Genomic DNA, 18,435 nt, shown 5'->3' with positions numbered 1-18,435 from the left:
TACAGTGAACGATCGGCAATCACTAATCTGATTGAATTTAGATCGCATACAATTCGAGATACCCGCAGTTGGTGCATCGAAACGAATCAACAGATATGTGCTTCTTGCCTCGTTGTGCCGAGACACTGTTGCACGGGAGATTAAAAATACCTTTCTCCCTCACGGGACTTCCCTCCACCCACATAGTCTGCCTCATGTCTAATGAGGTAAGCCCAACGTAATCAATAATCCAACCCTTCTCCATCGAGCTACCGCATCTTAGGCAAGTCTTCGTCTCCATAATCATCCTTTTGAGGAAAATTGTTCTTAAGCCAACGTCAAATCTGACGGGCGCGGCGGGGAGTAGATTGGGCAGCATCGCGAGCTGTCACCGCGTCCGTCGTCGAGAATTTCGTTAGCAAATCGATTTATATATAATCTTACATTTTTTAAAATTTAAAGATCGTCAAAAGTAGGGGGGGCAGTGACTAATTTATCTTGACTTAACTGAACGCAATGGTTATTTTTCAAATAATCTATCTGTTCTTCTGAAAGTTTATCACCTATTTTTTTAATAACGACTGGAATCCATTCATCTCTGTCACCACTTGCTGTCATCTTATAGCTTAACTTGTAATGATTATCCATTCTTACAATGCCGACTTTTTCTAAATTAACTTTATAATATGATTTATCACCATTAGTACTATGGGCTGATAAGGAAACATCTTTGTAAAACTTATCAAAAATTAAATTTATATTATTTAATTTTAGGCAATCTTGCTCATCATTATATGGATAACAAATATTAACTCTATCTGCTTTTGAAATTCGCATATCACCATATCTACTGGAAATTTTTATTGATTTATCATTTTCAATAGGTCGTCCTTTTTTATATAAGAAATCATAAATCGGTAACTTGGTTGCAAAAACATTGCCTGACGAAATATCTAGTTCTTTTTCAAAATCCTTTAAAGCATCAAATGAATCTATCGAACTAAACTCAATGCCATATTCTGTTTTATGTAGTGATATAGAGACATGCTTGTTAATTAGAAAGTCTAAGCTTTTATTGTTTTCAATATACAGGTTATAAAGTGTATTATATTTTTTATCATTCTTACGTAATGGCAATAGTTTAGTTGCCCAAAATGAGTTATTTAATTGAATTTTATATATCTGATAACCATTTTTTGTTGTTCCGATTATTGCAGATGTTACTTTATAGATATTAATCATATTTTCATCCAGTATAAAGCAGATATTTTTTAGATATTTGTTTTGTATTATATTTTAAGGAGCTTATCCTTCGTTGAAACAAAGCAATCACTTTCAATCTTAATCTTCGATAGGATAATAAATGGTGCGGAGAGAGGGAATCGAACCCTCTGCGTTCTCTCTTGGTAAGCAGCATAAATTAATGAATATTAATCTCTTATTTGGGTTGGGATTTTTTCTCGCCAGAGACTCCGCAGGAACGCAATTCCACACCAAACACATGCAAATATATTAGTAAAAAAAGCGATTGAGTTTTTCATAAGCACCTCCATAGTGATTGCGGTAAAACCAAAGATAGAAGCGAAGATTTCCAACCCAAACAAGATCTCGATATTCATTTCAATATGTACTTGTATCTCCAAGTCTGTGTGTCAGCGCTATTTATACGCTAACAGTTTATTAGGCGGCGTTCTGGAATATCAGGATATGAAGCCTGTGCTCAATCGGTGAGCACGCGCAGCCTATCCTGTTCGTAAAGCCTTCCGCCTATTCTGGGATTGCTGTCGCTGTCTTCCAAAGCCATCTCCTTATACACAAGTCCCCAAGCTGATGTAAGATAAGCAATTTTCACCCATGAACTGGTCATCTACCGAACTCACCGATCTTGATTTGGGAGACAAGCGTCTCGAAACACGCGCTGCCCATATCCTCAACGCCATGCTCAAAGCCCCCCAATCGAGCATCCCGAAAGCTTGCCAAAGTTGGTCAAGCACCTTGGCGACGTACCGTTTCTTCTGGAATGAGGCGGTGAGTCATGACGCTTTGATGGCATCCCACTTTGAAGCGACCGAGTGCCGAATCCGTCAGCAAGATTCGCGGATTATCCTGTGTATTCAAGATACGACCGAACTGGACTTCAATGGGCAGGAAACCGAGGGTTTGGGGCGTTTATCCTACGATAAGCAACGCGGGATGTACCTGCATCCGACCTTGTGTATCACCCCAGACCGTCTGCCACTGGGGATCACCGATACGTGGATGTGGTCACGGGGCTTGAGCAAAGCGGCGGATCTTGCCAACCCCAGCATCAAAGAAAGCCGTCGCTGGATTGAAGGGTATGAACGGGTAGCCGAACTGGCGGCACGCTGCCCTGAACACCGCCTCATCTATACGGGCGACCGTGAAAGCGACTTTTATGACTTACTCAAACGGGCGCAAGCCTTGGATTACCCGGCTGATCTGCTGATACGGGCGCAACATAACCGCGCCTTGGGGGATGACCTCAAACTGTGGGACGCCATTGATCAACAACAGGCGTTGACTCGTATCACCTTTACCAAACCGCGCAAGCAGGGTGAAAAGCCTCGCAAAGTGGTACAAGAAATCAAGGTGTTACGTTACACCCTGCGTCCCAAAAGTAAGCATCCAATGCTATTGACCTTGGTTCAAGCCAAAGAAATCAACCCACCTGCCGGAAAATTGCCCCTCATTTGGCGTTTAGTCACCAACCGTTGTGTAGAGACCGCCGATGCTGCCTGTGAACTCATCGACTGGTATCGAGCGCGTTGGGAAATCGAGATGTTTTTTGATGTCCTGAAAGTCGGCTGTCGCGTCGAAAAACTGCAACTGGACACTAAAGAGCGCATCGAAAAAGCCCTCGCGCTCTACATCATGGTGGCCTGGCGAATTATGTTTCTGATGCGGTTGGGGCGTACCTGCCCAGAACTTCCGGCTGATCTGGTGTTTGACCCGCTGGAATGGAAAGTATCTTTCCGGCTCGGCAAAAAAGCACTACCCGATGGTATACCTACCCTCAATCAAGTGATCCGCAATCTAGCGGAACTGGGGGGCTTTTTGGGCAGAAAATGCGATGGCGAACCGGGGGCTAAAAGTATCTGGCTTGGCTACTCAAGGGTGCTGGACTGTATTTATGGGATTCAGATGGCTAGTGAGTTGGGGGAGGACTGATTTGTGTATAAAGAGATGCTTCCAAAGCACCTACGCATCGCTGACACGCTACCGCCCTGCCACGTTGAAACCAGCATAGGGTCGATTGCGTGTTTTTATGATTGGTATGGCATAAGTTGAGTTGTCGTCATTGCTTGACGAATTGCCCGAAACTCTATCATAAGCTGACGAAAAATACCCACTTATAATGCGCCGATCCAATCACGTAGACATCCTCCTCAAGAAAGCCCTTGGCGCATTCTAGCTGGCGTTACGCATCCGCCTCAGCAGGTTGGGTGAAATCAACGCCTTCGTAAATGTCCGCGAGGGTCAGATTGGCTTCGGGGCAAGGCAGCGTAATCGTTTGTTCCAATGAATCAAACCGTGCCACATCCCAAGCGCCTTCTGCATCGCGGTAAAACAGCGTCACTTGTGGCTGATCTTGCGCCACGATCAGGTAAACCTGCAACGATGCCAGCTTTTGGTAAGCGATCAGCTTTTCGGTGAAATCCTTCCACTCCGTGGATTTGGAGGTGACTTCCACGATCAAACACGGTTTTTCCAGATAATATTCATCGGCTTCATCGCGTTGGCAACCGACGATCACATCGGGGTAGTAATACGCCTTGGAACGTTGCGCCCGCACTTTGACATCGGAAGCATTGACCTTGCAGGGTGTGCCACGTGTGGCAGCGCGTAATGCAAAGGCTATATTTAAGGCAATATCATTGTGCCTTATGGATGTACCCGCCATCGCGTATACCTGTCCATCCACGTATTCATGGCGGAATTCGGCGGTTTTCTCGCCTTCCAGATAATCCTGTTCGGTGATGTACGCAGTGTTTTCGGCGGTATTTTTTATTGCCAGCATGGTATCGTTCCGATGGCTACTTTAGGTTAGATCGTTCGATCATAGTGTAGCAAGAAATGACACGTACACGGGGATGCCATGCTGGAGTTTTGGAACACTGTCCTGTTTTCCTTCGCGGTGACGGGGCCGATCTTTTTATTGCTGGGCTTGGGCGCATGGCTGGCACGTCTGCGGGCGGTGAATGACAATTTCGTCGAAGTCGGTTCGCGCTTGGTGTTTACCTGGGCGTTGCCTGCCTTGTTGTTTGTGAGTATCGCGAAAACCTCGATCAGCGCCACCACGAATCTGGAGCTGATTGCCTACGGTTTGGTGGCAATGCTCGTATTGTTCGTGTTGACGGAATGGGCGGTAACAGCCTTGGTGCAGCCGCCAGAAGATCGCGGCGTGGTGGTGCAGGGTATTTTTCGTTCCAATATGGCGATTATCGGGCTGGCGTATTGCGTGAATGCTTACGGTGAGGTGGCGTTGGCGGCAGCGTCGTTATACGTGGGGATTTTGAGCATTTTGTTCAATATTCTGGGGGTGATTACCTTGAGCCGTTCCCTGCATAAGCACCAAGGCGTGGGGCGGATGTTGCGCAATATTGTCACCAATCCCCTGATTATCGGGATTGTGTTGGCATTGCCGTTTGCATGGTGGGATGTGCGCCCGCCTGCGGTCGTGATGAAAGCCGGTGAAACTTTGGCGGATATGACCTTGCCGTTGGCGTTGCTGTGTACCGGCGCATCCTTGGATTTTCATACCCTGAAACAAGAATTCAGCAACACGATGCTGGCGAGTCTGAGTAAGTTGGTGGCGATTCCGTTGCTGTTTACGCTGGGTGGCTGGTGGTGGGGCTTTCGCGGCATGGATTTGGGCATTCTGTTGCTGATGTCGTCCGCACCCACAGCGGCAGCAAGTTACGTGATGGCTCGTGCGATGGGCGGCAATGCCACACTCGCGGCGAATACGGTGGCGTTGACAACCTTGGGTTCGTTGCTGACCACGAGTGTGGGGATTGTGCTATTACAAAGCAGAGGATTAATGTGATGAGTGAAATGCCAGTTGCACGAGTGGATTGCCGTGCTTTTGTAGAATTTTGTCAGGGGCATCATGCTCACGCCTGCTCCATTCCCGTGGAGGAATTACCCGCCCGAATGCACGAACTCCCCAAAACCAGCGAACTCTTAATTGTGTACGCCAGTGGCGACGCGCTACCACAGGCATCCGCATTCCTCACCAGCAAAGGCTATCAAGTGGCGCAAGCAATCGAATGGACATTGCCATTAGCGGCAAGCTTACAAGCCGCTGGCTTATGGCAAAGCGGTGCGCAATCGCAACGCTTATGGCAACCCGCACCCTTGATGGCGCGTTTCGTCAGCGAATTCATGCCCACTCACCAAATTCAGCCGGGGCAAGGTTTGGATATTGGCTGCGGGGCAGGGCGCGATATGGTCTACCTCGCGATGCACGGTTGGCAAATGACCGGCATCGACTACATCCCCGGCGCATTGCAACGCGCACAGCAATTGGCAAGCAGCCAACACGTCACCGTGACCACGCTGCAATGGGATTTGGAAACCGGGCAAGACCCGTTCGGCGCGTTTGCCGATGGGCAATTTGCGCTGATCACTGTGGCGCGTTACCTACACCGCCCGTTATTTCCTTGGCTGAAGCGCTTGCTCAAACCCGGCGGCATTCTGATTTACCAAACCTTTATGCAAGGTTCAGAAAAATTCGGCAGCCCACGCAACCCCAATTTCTTGCTGAAACCGGGGGAGCTGGCGCAGGTGTTTGCACATACCGACATTCTGTTGGATACGGTGGAAACACTGGACGATGGTCGCCCGGTGTCGGCGTTTATCTGTCGGTGGGCGGCAGGCTGTCCTTAATCGTGTCCAATGGGACTTCGATGAGGTTGGGCACGTCCAATATAAACGTATTGTCAGTGTTATCAGCATCGGTAGCCGGTACTTCAAATGTAACACTAGGGGCTGGCGCCGGTTGCGGGGCAACAGCGGGGCGATCAATTTGCACGGGCGGCAATTCGGTGGTGGCACTGCGTACCGGAACGTCGGGGGAAACGCGCACTTCGACGGGAGCGGCATTTGCAGCGGCGGCGGCTTCGGCGGCTTCTGGGTTTTCGCGCTCTTGATCGGGCGGAGCAACTTGTGCGGGGGCAGGTGGAGAGGGCGTAGCAACCGTCACTGGCGCTGCTGGTTTGACTGGTTTGACTGGTTTTTCTGGTTTTTCTGGTTTGACTGCAACGGCGGGGGGTTCCGGCTCATTGTCAGGCGTGAAGACGCCCATCGCTAAGGTTTCGCGGTAACGTTTTTCCAAGGCAATTTGTGATTCTACCCGGTTGTCGAGTTGGTATTTGCTGATGAGGTCTTGACTATCGTTCAGTGCAGTGCGGGCTTTTGCGGTATCACGTTTGCGCAAATACGTGCTGGCGGCTTCCTGCTGGGCGTCCACAACCTTGTCCAATAGCGTTAGTGCGTCGGCGTGGTTGGAATCTTTTTCCAATAGCGGCTTTAAATAGGCAATCGCGCTGTCGCTGCGGTCGTCGCCACGACTTAAATTGCCGTAGTCAATGGCTTCGCGGGCGCGTGCTAAATTGTCTGAGTTGTCGGTGTCAGCAACCTGTGGGGCAGTGTCTGGGAGGGAGGGAGTGGCACTGGCATCGGGAATTTCGGGTTCCGGTGCTAAAGCTTGTTGGCGCTGGGCTTGACCGAGGGCAGATTCTAGGCTGACTTGGCGTTTTAGGCTGTCAGCCAGCGTGAATTCGGTAATCAGGCGGTCGGCAGTATTCAGCAGTTTACTGGCTTCATCCAGTTTGCGGGTGTTTAACAACGTTTCGGCTTCGGCGTGTTGCTGATTAATGAGTTGCGCTAACAATGTCTGTGTTTGGGTGTTGTCGGGTTCTAGCGCAATGGCTTGGCGCAAGTAATCCAGCGCGGCGGGGTTGTCGGGGTTATCACTGAGCAGCTTGCCTTGGAGGATGGCGTCTGCGGCTTGGGCTTGTAGGTTGCGCAACTTGCTGGTGGCGGTGAGTTTGGCTTGCGTAGTTGTTTCAGTTTCCGCAGCGGTTTCCGCTTTGATGGGTTCAGCCGCTGTTGGTGTGGGTACACTTGCTTCGTCGACCAGTGTGGCATTGTCAGTGGCACCGCTGGGCGTACCGCTGGTGGTGGGCTGGGTCAATTCTAGTTCGGCGGTGCGGGGGGCGGATTCTTCTGGCGGATTGCCCCAACTGGAAAGCAGTTGATAAGTGGTCAAAGCGACGGCACCGGCAGCCACCAGCCCCGCGAGTGGCAGTAGGAGCTTTTTTTGTTGCTTGCGTTGCAAAGTGTTCAGCAGTGCAGTCGGGGTTTTTTGCCGGGCGACCCGTTTCAGGTTTAACCCTTGTTGCAGGGCTGCCCAAGTGTCAGGGCGTAGTTTGCGAATACTGCTGGGCGCGGCGTTACGCACGGTGGCTTCTAAAGTGCTGTATTTGCCAAAAGGAGCGCTGCCTTGCAGGAGGTGGTATGCCAGACACGCGATTGAAAACGTGTCATCTTCGGGGGTGGGGGTGTCACCGAGCAACACTTCTGGGCTGATGTAACCCGAATGCAGGGTTTGGCGAGTGCGCTCATTGGGATTATTGTTGTAGCTCATCCGCAAAGCGGCAGCGACGGGCGCAGTCAGTAAGCAGGGCGATTTGTCATTGAGCAGAATGGCGTTCGGTTCCAAGTACCCGAACACGCCGCTAGGACGTTGGCTGGCGAGCAGGTGACTGAGGCCATCGAGTAATTCGAGCGCTTCAGGCAAGGGCATTCCCCGGTCGTCCAACTCGGTTAAACGCTCGGATAACAACATGCCACCAATATTGCGCATCACCAGCCAGCGGGTGCCATCGCTACTTTTGCCATCGTCGGTAATGTGCGGCATACCAAGGACAGGTTTTTGATACGCGGGTAACACATGCCCAAAAACTTGTTCAAATACCGGGTCTTGTGCTAAGGCGGGCAACAGTGTGAAGGCTAATACGTTGGTCTGTTCGCCGTTGCCTTGCTGGTGTTTAAGATCTTGTGCCCAGTAAAGCTTACCCAGTGCGGTATCTGCCATGCAGCGCCGCAGCGCATAACGCTCCTGAAGAATGGGCAGGTGTTGCTCTGGACTAACATCCAGAGAAGGTTGGTTTGAAAATGGCATAATGCAAAAGCTCCCGCGAATCACCGCCGGTTATTCCAGAAATGCGGCGATTATAAAGGATTACTGCGCATTGGGCATATCAATGTGTTGCTCTTGGCTCAAGCAGATGCCGTTAGGGGTTCAGATTGCTCGATGGCGTGAACCAATTGCGGGATTTGCGAGAGCGCGGGTGCGCCATCCATCAGCAATGCAATCGGCATAACCTCGAAAATTTCTGCCGGGCTTGCGCCAAATTCGCGTGCGGCTTTAACGTGCATCTCAATCAAGCGGGCGTTTTGTTGCACCAAGGCGATGCCCAAGCCAACCAGTTCGCGGCAGCGGCGGTCAACGCAACCTTTGCTAAGGGCAAATTCGCGCCAAGAATCAACCCATGCTTTCCAAAGATCGGTGTCGTGGTGTGCGGGGCTGGCTTGCGAATACAGTGCGACGCGGCGGACTTGCAGCATTTCAGTATCGGTGGCACCGAGTTTGAGGGCGGCTTCGGTGTGAATCGCGATGCAGCGATGGCAATCTTTCGCGAGCGCAATTCCTAGGGTAATCAGCTCTTTGTGCTTGCGATCCAAGATGCCTTTTTTGGTGCTTTCTTGCGACAGTTCGCCAATGATTTCCAAAAATTCGCCCAGCCCGTAAGTACGTGCCCGTTTGAGGGATGCGATGAAATCGTTATCTACCATGGTCAGTTATCCTTTTTGTTGCAGTGCAAACAAACTGTACCACAGAACGCGCTGTGTGCGTTCGCTTGTCTGCTAAGCGTCATGAAAGTGTCAAACTAACAGCAAGTAGCGTGCCAAGGTGCGAGGCGGGTAGGAAACCTCCCCAGCAACGGGGAGGTTTTGGGGTAAAATTATTCGACGATAGAAACTTTATTCATCAGAATTGGTTGTACTGGCACGTCACCGTGCGGGCCGAAATTGCCCGTTTTTACGCCAACAATCGCGTCTACCACGTCCATGCCTTCGACGACTTTACCAAAGACCGCGTAACCCCAGCCTTGTGCGGTTTCAGAACGGAAGTTCAGGAAATCGTTGTTGCTGACGTTGATGAAAAATTGTGAAGAAGCGGAATGCGGGTCGTTAGTACGCGCCATTGCCACGGTGCCACGGTCATTTTTCAAGCCATTGTTGGCTTCGTTTTTGACAGGTGGGCGCTTGTCCGCTTTTTCTTGCATGGTTTCGTTCATGCCGCCGCCTTGCACCATGAAGCCGGGGATGACGCGGTGGAAAATAGTCCCTTCGTAAAAACCTTCTTTGACATAAGCCAGAATGTTTTCAACCGTTTTGGGTGCAGCGGCGGCATCCAGTTCGATTTTGATGTTGCCTTTGGTGGTTTCAATCAGAATAGTCGACATTTTATCTCCAGAAGTGGGTGCTACTGCGGCTTTTTCCTCGGCATGGCTGCTCAAGGTGGTAACGCTCAGTAACAGGGCGAAAAGGGTAGTAATGAAACGTTTCATGCGGTATGCCCCGTGTTGTTGTTGATAATCAAGCAATGCGCATAATACCGCGCACCGCCTGATTTTTTCAACGGATTAAGGCAGTTCAACTTTGGGGGCGGGTTGCCAACCTGCTTTGCGGTGTTCGACGATGACGGTGGTGTAGACCCCGCCGCGTACATTCCAGATTCCGGTTAAGCGCATGAAGCGCGGGTCAGTGGCAGCGACCAAATCTTCCAGAATTTTGTTGGTGACAGCCTCGTGGAATGCGCCTTCTTCGCGGTAGCTCCACATGTACAGTTTGAGGGATTTCAGCTCAACGCATTTTTCATCCGCGACGTATTCAAGCTTGAATTGCGCGAAATCCGGCTGCCCGGTTTTGGGGCAAACGCAGGTGAATTCGGGCAAATCCATGCGAATGGTGTAATCGCGTTGCGGATTCGGGTTGGGGAAGGTTTCGAGTTCTTTGCTGGGGCGTGTGGACATGATTGCTCCTAATGTGTCCCGATGAACAGTCGGGTGGATGTTGAAAACGCGCTGGTTTTATATCATGCTTGCGCGTTTGTCCATTACTACGCCCCTAAATTAGGAAAAGAAGTGCGCCTTAGCAAAATCCGCATCGCCGGATTCAAAAGTTTCGTCGACCCCGTGACGCTGGATTTACGCAGCAACCTCACCGGCATTCTCGGCCCGAATGGGTGTGGCAAGTCCAACACCATTGATGCGGTGCGCTGGGTCATGGGCGAATCGTCTGCCAAGCACTTGCGTGGTGCGTCGATGGAAGACGTCATTTTCAACGGCTCGTCTTCACGCAAACCGATTGGTTTAGCCTCGGTCGAGCTGGTGTTCGACAACAGCGACGGCAAGCTGGGCGGTGAATACGCCAATTACGCGGAAATTTCAATCAGACGCCAAGTCAGCCGCGACGGGGATTCCAAATATTTCCTGAATGGCGCGAAATGCCGCCGCCGCGATATTACCGATATTTTCCTCGGCACGGGCTTGGGGCCACGCAGTTACGCGATTATCGAACAGGGCATGATTTCGCGCCTGATCGAAGCCAAACCCGAAGAATTGCGCCATACCCTCGAAGAAGCCGCTGGCATTTCGCGTTACAAAGAACGCCGCCGCGAAACCGAAACCCGCATGGCGCACACCCGCGAAAATCTCGAACGCCTGAGCGATTTGCGCGACGAACTCGAAAAACAATTGGAACGCCTCGACAAACAAGCCAAAGCCGCGCAACGTTTCCGCGACTTACGTGATCAAGAGCGCCAACTCGAAGCCAGCGCCTTATTATTGCAATGGCAACACCTGCAAGCGGACGGTGCGCAACGCCTGCGCGAACTGAGTCAGCTTTCCAACACCTACCAAGCGCACCTCACCCAGATGCAGCATCTGGAAACCCTGCTCATCGACTTGCGCGAACGTTACACCGACGCCAACGAAACCCTGAACGCGGTACAGGGCGAGTATTACCAAGCGGGAGCAGAAATCGCCCGCATTGAACAAAGCATCCAGCACCAGCGTGACATTGAGCGCCGCCAACAGGATGCTTTGCGCACTGCCGAACAAAGCATTGCCGAAACCTTACGCCACGCTGCCGAAGACCGCACCAAACTCAGCGTGAGCGAAGCGGCACTTGCCGATCTCGTTCCGCGTGCAGCCGATCTCAGTGCGCAACTGGCCTTCGCCGAAGAACGCCTTGCCGAAGCCGAAGACCAACTCAATGACTGGCAAGAACACTGGCACACGCTGCAACAACACATCGCCGACCCCACCCGCCAAGCGCAAGTCGAAAAAGCTCGCATCGAACAGCTCGAGCGCCAACTGAATCAAACCAGCCAACGCCTAGAGCGCTTGCAACAAGAAGCCAGCAACCTTGCCCCTGACAATTTTGTCGATGACGTGCAATTGCTGGAAGCGCAACGCGAAGCCGCCGCCGAAGAACTCGCGCTTGCCGAAGACCAGCTTGCCAACCTTGGCGCCACGCTCAGTCAGCAACAGCAAGCGCAACGCGACCTGAACAGCCAGCTCGACGCGCAACGTTCCCGCCGCCAAGCCGTGCAAGGGCGCTTAGCCTCACTGGAAACGTTGCAACAATCCGGCTTAGACAAAACCAACAAGGCACGCCAACAGTGGCTCAAAGAGCACGCTTTGGATGCCGCTCCCCGGATTGCCGAAATCCTCAAAGTTGAAGCCGGTTGGGAAACCGCGTTTGAGGCCGTGTTGAGGGAGGATTTGGATGCTATATGCATTCACGAGACGAGCGGAGCAGCGGTGTTCCCAAAAGCCGGAATAACGTTACTAAACATCGAGAGACCTCTTGCCCCCTCGCCCCTTGAGGGTGAGGACTGGGGTGAGGGGGCTCTTGCTCACAAACTCCACGCGCCCGCAGCCGCCCGCAGCCTCGTGACCGGCATTCATTGCGCCGAAACCTTGCATGAAGCCCTATCCCAGCGGCACACCCTTGCCCCCGGTGATAGCATTATCACCCGCGACGGCTTGTGGCTAGGCACAAACTGGTTGCGGAGTCGCCGCCAAGACGAAGCCAACGGCGGTATCTTGCAACGCCAGCAAGAGATTGACAGCTTACGTGAACAACTCGAACGGCTGGAAATCGAACTCAACGCCGGGCAAACCCGCGCCGACACCTTGCGCACCGGCATTAGCACGCTCGAACAACAGCGCCAGCAAGCACAAGCCGATGTCAACCGCTGGCACCGCAGCGAATCCGAACTGCGTAACCGCTTGCACACCTTGCAACAGCGCATCGACCAGCTCAGCAAGCGCCGCCAGCAAATTGACAGCGAATGCGCCGAACTTGCCGCCCAGCAACAGCAACAAAGCGCCGAACACCAACAAGCGACCATCCAACGTGATACGGCTTTGGCCTTGCTTGCCACCCTGCAAACCGAACGCGATCAACTGGCGGCAACCCGCGAAGACTGGCAACACGCCGTCAGTGACGCACGTCGTACTCAACGCGACCTGCAAGCCACCATCCAAGACGCCCGCTTACAAATCGAAACCCAGCGCACCCAGCGCGACAACAGCCAGCAACAACTCGAACGCATTCATAGCCGCCTAGAATTGCTGGAACAACAGCGCGAAACCTTGCTGGAACAATTGCAATTACAAGACGATCCGCTCGCAGAACTGGAAGAAGAACGTGAACAAGCGCTCACCCAACGCGCCGACGTCGAGCAACGTCTCATCCACGCTCGCCAGCAGTTGCAAGCGCTCGAAGCCGAGATTCGCCAGCAAGACAGCGCCCGTATGCAAACCGAACGCCTTGCCGAAACCTCGCGCACTGCCTTGGAAAACCGCAAGCTGGAATGGCAAAGCGTGCAAGTGCGTGAACAAACCCTCGCCGAACAATTTGCTAAAACCGAGTTTGACGCGGCGAATTTGCAGGCTGAATTTCCGGCAGATGCCACCGCTGCGATGTTTTTGCAAGCCTTGGACAGTGTGCAGCGCAGTATTCAGCGCTTAGGGGCAATCAACCTTGCTGCCATCGACGAATTCCGCGAACAACAAGAGCGCAAACACTATCTGGATCAACAAAATGCCGATTTAGTCACCGCATTAGAAACCTTAGAAACCGCCATCCGAAAAATTGACCGCGAAACCCGTGCGCGTTTCAAAGAAACTTTCGATAAAGTAAACAGCCGTTTGGGTGAAATGTTTTCGCGCTTGTTCGGTGGCGGGGAATGTTATCTGGACATGACCGGCGATGACTTGCTGACAACCGGGGTGGCGATTATGGCACGTCCGCCGGGTAAGCGAATGTCGACCATTTACCTGATGTCGGGTGGCGAAAAAGCGTTGACGGCGGTAGCCTTGGTATTTGCGATTTTTGAGCTGAATCCTGCACCGTTTTGCCTGTTGGATGAGGTGGATGCACCCCTTGATGAGGCGAATGTCGGGCGTTTCTGTGAACTGGTCAGGCATATGTCAGAACAGGTACAATTCATATTCATCACTCACAATAAAACCACGATGGAACTTGCCGAAAATCTTATCGGTGTTACCATGCGTGAAGCAGGGGTGTCACGGCTAGTCACCGTAGACATGGCGGAAGCTGTCAAACTGGCAAATAGCTAACGCTAGAAATAAACAAGGATTAAAGGATTTTAAATGGAACTGGTAAGTCTGATTATCATGGTGTTGGGTCTGGCGGCCTTGGTGGGTATTTACGTCATTAGCCGTATTTCCCGACGCAATTCCCCCACGAAGCGGGATGAAACCGTTCCCATGCTGCGCGATGCCGATGGCAATGAGCTTTCCAGCGTTGCCGATGATGTTCCCGCCCGTGACGGTAAGCGCCCCGCCGCGAATGCCCGTGATATGTCGGATGTAATGATGTCGAATGTGTCCGGCAAAGCCAAAGACTCTGCCGCCGCGCCAAGCCCTGCGAGTGCGGCGATGTTGCCGCCGCAACTGATTTTGTTCATTGCTGCCGATATTGAGGCCGGGTTTGGCGGCGAAGAAGTGTTGCGGGCGTTGGATAATGCGGGTTTGGGCTTTGGTGAGATGGATATTTTCCACCGCTATGTGCTGACCGAACAGGGTGAAGCCAGCTTGTTTAGCGTGGCTAACGGGGTCAAACCCTGGACATTAGTACCGGATGAGTTAGTGATGCACGCCACACCGGGGCTTTCTATGATTCTGAATTTACCCAGCCCGATTGATGATAACGACGCGATCAATGATTTTTTGCGTACTGCGGAACGGTTGGCGGAATCGCTGAATGGGGTGTTGAAAGACCATAACCAACAACCGATTACGCCGGATGTGCGTTCTGATTTATTGGCGTTAGCGGCTTGAGAGCGTAGGCATTAAGGTAGAGACGCAAGATTTTGCGTCTCTACGGTGGCAGTCGTGAAATTTAGCCTTTTGGTTTGCCTGCTTTTTTCTCGGCTTTCTTGGCTTGTTTAGCCGCTTTTTTTTCTGCTTTCTCGATGGCTTTTTGCTCTGCTTTTAGTTGTTTAGCCGCTTTTTTCTCGGCTTTCTTTTCTGCTTTGCGGGCTGCTTTTTTGTCGGCTTTTTGAGCCTTTTTCAGCTTTTTGGCTTGTTTTGCCAGTTTCTTTTGGACTTTTGCCGAGAGTTCCGGTTCAGGGAGTGTTTCTGGTATTGCATCCGTGATGATTTCACTGCCGTCAGCCGCACTGGGCTCTGGCGCATTGGTTTCGGCTTCGACGGCTGGTGCATCGAGAATGATCTGCTCATTGGCAATATCTGGTTCCATTTTGGCTTTCCTTATGGTTTGTTACGTGGAGGGATTCCTTGTCATAAAAGTTTAACATTGTTTTTCCCTGAAAATCATGACAAAAATGGTTATATTTTGTTCGTTTTAACCGTTTTGTAACAAACACAGGCTGGGTTAATACTGCTTACACCGTCATAATTGGCACCCATTGGTGGTATTTTTCGGAGAAAATGATGGCTCATCAGCACAAAAGTTTTGCGATTATTGGTCTTGGCACGTTTGGCGGAACAGTTGCGGCGGAACTGGTTCGTTTTGGCAATCACGTCCTCGGCATTGACCTTGACGAAAAGCGCGTCAGCCGCATGGCGCACACCTTATCCGAAGCGATGATTGCGGATGGGCGCGATGAACTGGCGTTGCGCGAAACCGGCGTAGGCCACTACGATGTGGTAGTGATTGCGATGGGCGAAGACTTGGAAGCCAGCATTCTTTGCACCATGAATGCGCGGATGTTGGGCGCAAAAACCATCTGGGTAAAAGCCAGCAGCCGCACGCACCACCGTATCCTGTCCAAACTGGGGGCTGACCGCATCATCCACCCCGAAGAGGAAATGGGGCAACACATCGCGCAAATGCTACACAACCCGCTGGTGCGTGATTACGTCAGCCTCGGCAACGGTTTCCACGTCGTGAATATGATTGTGCCGGATCATCTGGATGGTAAATCAGTCACCTCTCTCAAGCTGGATAGTGAGTACAACTTGCGCTGTTTGGGGCTAATGCGTGGCAGCGAATTCGTGTCTTGCGACAATGGCGCGGCGCAATTGCACCCCGACGACAAGCTGCTGTTGCTGGGTAAACGTACCGCTCTGCGCACCTTCAGTGACAGTGTGTAAGCACTAACGGAGTTACCCATGTTTGCATTGCTGCGTTCCCTCGCGTTTCAGCGCAAGGTGCATTTGCCGCCGCCTGCGTTGCTGGCTTTGTCTTATGTCGCGCTGATTATTATCGGGATGTTATTGCTGAAATTGCCGGTGGCTACCCATCACGGGATTGCGTGGGGGGATGCACTGTTTACCGCCGTTTCCGCCGTGACTGTTACCGGGCTGGCGGTGGTGGATACGGGTAGTTATTTCACCACAACGGGACAGGCGTTCATCCTGCTGATGATCCAACTGGGTGGCTTGGGCATCATGGTGTTTGCGGTGCTGATTTTGTCGGCAATGGGCTTGCGGATTGGGATGTCGCATCACGTATTCCTGCGCGAGGATTTGAACCAAACGTCGGTGAGTGAACTGGTGCGTTTGCTGGAAGTGATCTTGCGGGTGGTGATTGTCTGTGAACTGGGGGGCATGGCGTTGCTGGCGTTTGTGACCGTGCCGGAATTCGGTTGGTCGCAGGGCTTGTGGCAGGCGTTGTTTCACAGTATTTCGGCGTTTAACAACGCGGGGTTCGGGCTGTTCCCGGATAGTGCCATGCGTTGGGCAAGCAATCCGCTGGTGAATGTCACCTTGCCAATGCTGGTGATTATTGGCGGGTTGGGGTATAGCGTGATTGCGGATGTGTTGCAGTTGCGCCAATGGCGGCTGTTTTCGTTGCATACCAAGCTGATGCTGGTGGGGACTGCCGTGTTGTTGGTGTGGTCTACGCTGGTGTTTGCCGCGCTGGAATGGGATAACGCCAAAACGCTGGGGGCATTGCCGAGCGCGTTTGATCGCTGGCAGGCAAGCTGGTTTCAGGCGGTGATTGCGCGGACTGCCGGGTTTAACAGCATTGATTTGGCGGGAATGCACGATACCACGGTGTTGAGCTTTATTTCGTGGATGTTGGTGGGTGGGGGCAGCACTTCGACGGCGGGCGGGATTAAGGTGACGACGTTTATTGTACTGTTGCTGGCGACCATCGCGTTTTTCCGGCGGCAAAAGCAGTTAAACGTGTTCGGGCGTAGCATTGGGATGGATCAGGTGCTGAAAGTGACGGCGATTGCGGTGCTGACTATCCTCACGCTGATGGCGGGGGTGTTTTTCCTGACGATTTCCAACGATGGTAAGTTTTTGGATATTCTGTTTGAAGCGACTTCGGCACTGTGTACCGTCGGGGTCAGTCGGGGTTTGACTGGGCAATTTGATGAATTGGGGCGTGGGGTGTTGATGGTGTTGATGTTTGTCGGGCGGGTGGGGCCGTTGACGTTGGGGTTTTTCTTGGCTACGCAAACTGCGCCACGGGTGCGGTATCCGGCGGGGCAGGTGTATCTGGGGTAGTCAGTACACGTAGCGTATCAGGTAGGCTAACAATATTCCGCCTACCATGACCATTAGCACTGATAAAATTAGGGTCGTGTAAGTCAGGTCATACGGGAAATCCGTTTCCGACGCGATGTGCTTTTTACAGACAAAGAAACGCCATGTCGCCAGCATAATCAGCAGTATACCCAGAGCGAACAGACCGATGCCTACCATTTCGGTTATTTCACTGGTCTGGGGGATATGGGTGATGCCAGCGGACAAGCGCAGCGTTTCGATGAATAGGTCAAATTTTTCGATGAGGAAGCCGAAAGTCATGATGGCAATGGCGGTGCGTATCCATGCCAGATAGGTGCGTTCGTTGGCGGAATGGTCGGTGTAGCGTTTGATCATGGTGATACCTCGCCTCCGTTAGCCTTCAGCGAAATGGTGTGCGGTTATTCTCCAGCCCGTTGCAATACTTGTTCAATGAGCATTGGGTTCAGGTAGGCATTCGAGTTTTGTAGCAGCCGGACACGGGATGTGATGTCGGCAATTAAGCCTTCTTCTTTTGCCAACAGTAGCAAACCTAAGCTACCCATAGTTTCTAGTCCGTTGGTGTACGCAGATTTTTTCGCTCGCAGATCATCGACCAGCATCAGGTTTGCTGCTGTCGCTTTGTACACGGCGGTTGGGACTAGTACTGTGCCGAACAATGTTTCCAGCAGGTCAAGACCCCGATAAGTTGAGACGGCGACAAGTGCCGAACTGTCTGCAATGACAATCATGCGGCGCGAAGCTGTTTGAAGCGGATGACTTCGGCTTCGATTTCATCCATATCGGTGCTGATGGTTTCAATGTGGTGCTGCTTGCAGGCGGCAAGGAAGGTGTAAATATCCACACCTGCAAACTCGCAGGCTGCGCCACGCGACCACTGACCGGACTGGAACAGCAACAAGGCCGTATGCAGCTTGAGTAGCTGCGCTAGGCTGGTTTTATCCTGTTGTGGGAGCAGGACGTGATCGGGTATTTCAAGCGTTATTTGCATGTTGTGCCCTCGGCGGGGTGATGGATATGTGCTTGATTGTAGGGTTATCTCGGTGGGAAAGCCATATCACGGTTTTCGGTGCTGTTAGCTTTATTTGCCCGCTTGAGCGTAATGTTTATCCAGCTTGTCGAGTACAGCCAAGCCTGCGGCGACATTGCCACGCGCCGCCCGTAGACGGAAACGGGTTTCGGCATCTGTTTCGGTGAGAATGCGGATGGCGAATTCTTCCATCAACTTGTTCAGGCTCACGCCGCGACGGGTTGCTAAAGTTTTCAAACGGTTGTGTTGTTCGTCAGGTAGACGGATTGTCATGATTGCCATTAGTTTGCCTCC

The 18,435-nt window shown here is 52.0% G+C and carries 18 protein-coding genes; 7 read left to right on the top strand and 11 right to left on the bottom strand.

Going from position 1 to position 18,435, the window contains the following annotated elements:
• Positions 1-435 precede the first annotated feature (435 nt).
• Positions 436-1,221, bottom strand: a complete 786-nt coding sequence (locus L3K52_14580) for a hypothetical protein (GenBank protein UOG91413.1) — start codon at positions 1,219-1,221, stop codon at positions 436-438.
• 612 nt (positions 1,222-1,833) lie between these two features.
• Between L3K52_14580 and L3K52_14575 the strand changes: the two genes are divergently transcribed.
• Positions 1,834-3,168, top strand: coding sequence for an IS4 family transposase (locus L3K52_14575; GenBank protein ID UOG91412.1), 1,335 nt, complete (start codon positions 1,834-1,836; stop codon positions 3,166-3,168).
• A 250-nt stretch (positions 3,169-3,418) separates the two neighbouring features.
• Here L3K52_14575 and L3K52_14570 read toward each other — a convergent pair whose 3' ends face one another.
• Positions 3,419-4,018, bottom strand: coding sequence for a Uma2 family endonuclease (locus tag L3K52_14570; protein UOG91411.1), 600 nt, complete (start codon positions 4,016-4,018; stop codon positions 3,419-3,421).
• 78 nt (positions 4,019-4,096) lie between these two features.
• On the opposite strand from L3K52_14570, the gene L3K52_14565 reads away from it, so the two are divergent.
• Positions 4,097-5,047: an AEC family transporter gene (locus tag L3K52_14565; protein ID UOG91410.1), complete on the top strand. Its 951-nt coding sequence runs from the start codon at positions 4,097-4,099 to the stop codon at positions 5,045-5,047.
• Positions 5,047-5,889, top strand: a complete 843-nt coding sequence (locus L3K52_14560; protein ID UOG91409.1) for a methyltransferase domain-containing protein — start codon at positions 5,047-5,049, stop codon at positions 5,887-5,889. The genes L3K52_14565 and L3K52_14560 overlap by 1 nt, the downstream gene beginning before the upstream one ends.
• On the opposite strand, the gene L3K52_14555 is transcribed toward L3K52_14560, so the two are convergent.
• The 4 genes from L3K52_14555 to queF all read right to left on the bottom strand — a co-directional run bounded on the left by L3K52_14555 (position 5,858) and on the right by queF (position 10,106).
• Positions 5,858-8,188, bottom strand: a complete 2,331-nt coding sequence (locus tag L3K52_14555; protein UOG91408.1) for a hypothetical protein — start codon at positions 8,186-8,188, stop codon at positions 5,858-5,860. The genes L3K52_14560 and L3K52_14555 overlap by 32 nt on opposite strands.
• Positions 8,189-8,286: 98 nt before the next feature.
• Positions 8,287-8,862 carry a carboxymuconolactone decarboxylase family protein gene (locus L3K52_14550; protein ID UOG91407.1) on the bottom strand — a complete coding sequence of 192 codons (576 nt, stop codon included), beginning with the start codon at positions 8,860-8,862 and terminating at the stop codon, positions 8,287-8,289.
• A 170-nt stretch (positions 8,863-9,032) separates the two neighbouring features.
• Entirely contained in the window at positions 9,033-9,536 is a 504-nt protein-coding gene (locus L3K52_14545; protein ID UOG94013.1) for a peptidyl-prolyl cis-trans isomerase, read from the bottom strand.
• Positions 9,537-9,716: 180 nt separating this feature from the next.
• On the bottom strand, positions 9,717-10,106 hold the full coding sequence (queF, locus tag L3K52_14540; GenBank protein UOG91406.1) for a preQ(1) synthase: 390 nt from the start codon (positions 10,104-10,106) through the stop codon (positions 9,717-9,719).
• Positions 10,107-10,217: 111 nt separating this feature from the next.
• Here queF and smc point away from each other — a divergent pair, with 111 nt between their 5' ends.
• Both smc and L3K52_14530 read left to right on the top strand, forming a co-directional pair.
• A complete protein-coding gene (smc, locus tag L3K52_14535) occupies positions 10,218-13,727 on the top strand; it encodes a chromosome segregation protein SMC (protein ID UOG91405.1) in 3,510 nt (1,169 codons plus the stop codon).
• 33 nt (positions 13,728-13,760) lie between these two features.
• Positions 13,761-14,450: a cell division protein ZipA C-terminal FtsZ-binding domain-containing protein gene (locus tag L3K52_14530; GenBank protein UOG91404.1), complete on the top strand. Its 690-nt coding sequence runs from the start codon at positions 13,761-13,763 to the stop codon at positions 14,448-14,450.
• A gap of 61 nt (positions 14,451-14,511) precedes the next feature.
• On the opposite strand, the gene L3K52_14525 is transcribed toward L3K52_14530, so the two are convergent.
• On the bottom strand, positions 14,512-14,871 hold the full coding sequence (locus tag L3K52_14525) for a hypothetical protein (protein UOG91403.1): 360 nt from the start codon (positions 14,869-14,871) through the stop codon (positions 14,512-14,514).
• Positions 14,872-15,062: 191 nt separating this feature from the next.
• Between L3K52_14525 and L3K52_14520 the strand changes: the two genes are divergently transcribed.
• Complete coding sequence (locus L3K52_14520; GenBank protein ID UOG91402.1) at positions 15,063-15,728, top strand: TrkA family potassium uptake protein; 666 nt, start codon at positions 15,063-15,065, stop codon at positions 15,726-15,728.
• 18 nt (positions 15,729-15,746) lie between these two features.
• A complete protein-coding gene (locus tag L3K52_14515; protein ID UOG91401.1) occupies positions 15,747-17,093 on the top strand; it encodes a TrkH family potassium uptake protein in 1,347 nt (448 codons plus the stop codon).
• On the opposite strand, the gene L3K52_14510 is transcribed toward L3K52_14515, so the two are convergent.
• The 4 genes from L3K52_14510 to L3K52_14495 all read right to left on the bottom strand — a co-directional run bounded on the left by L3K52_14510 (position 17,094) and on the right by L3K52_14495 (position 18,423).
• Positions 17,094-17,468: a DUF202 domain-containing protein gene (locus L3K52_14510; GenBank protein ID UOG91400.1), complete on the bottom strand. Its 375-nt coding sequence runs from the start codon at positions 17,466-17,468 to the stop codon at positions 17,094-17,096.
• Between the two features lie 44 nt (positions 17,469-17,512).
• Positions 17,513-17,842, bottom strand: coding sequence for a DUF3368 domain-containing protein (locus L3K52_14505; protein UOG91399.1), 330 nt, complete (start codon positions 17,840-17,842; stop codon positions 17,513-17,515).
• Positions 17,839-18,102: a UPF0175 family protein gene (locus L3K52_14500; GenBank protein UOG91398.1), complete on the bottom strand. Its 264-nt coding sequence runs from the start codon at positions 18,100-18,102 to the stop codon at positions 17,839-17,841. The genes L3K52_14505 and L3K52_14500 overlap by 4 nt, the downstream gene beginning before the upstream one ends.
• Before the next feature lie 90 nt (positions 18,103-18,192).
• Complete coding sequence (locus L3K52_14495) at positions 18,193-18,423, bottom strand: toxin-antitoxin system HicB family antitoxin (protein ID UOG91397.1); 231 nt, start codon at positions 18,421-18,423, stop codon at positions 18,193-18,195.
• Positions 18,424-18,435 lie beyond the last annotated feature (12 nt).

The organism is Candidatus Thiothrix sulfatifontis, assembly GCA_022828425.1.
Taxonomy (GTDB): Bacteria; Pseudomonadota; Gammaproteobacteria; order Thiotrichales; family Thiotrichaceae; genus Thiothrix; species Thiothrix sulfatifontis.
This window is presented reverse-complemented; position numbering and strand designations above follow the sequence as displayed.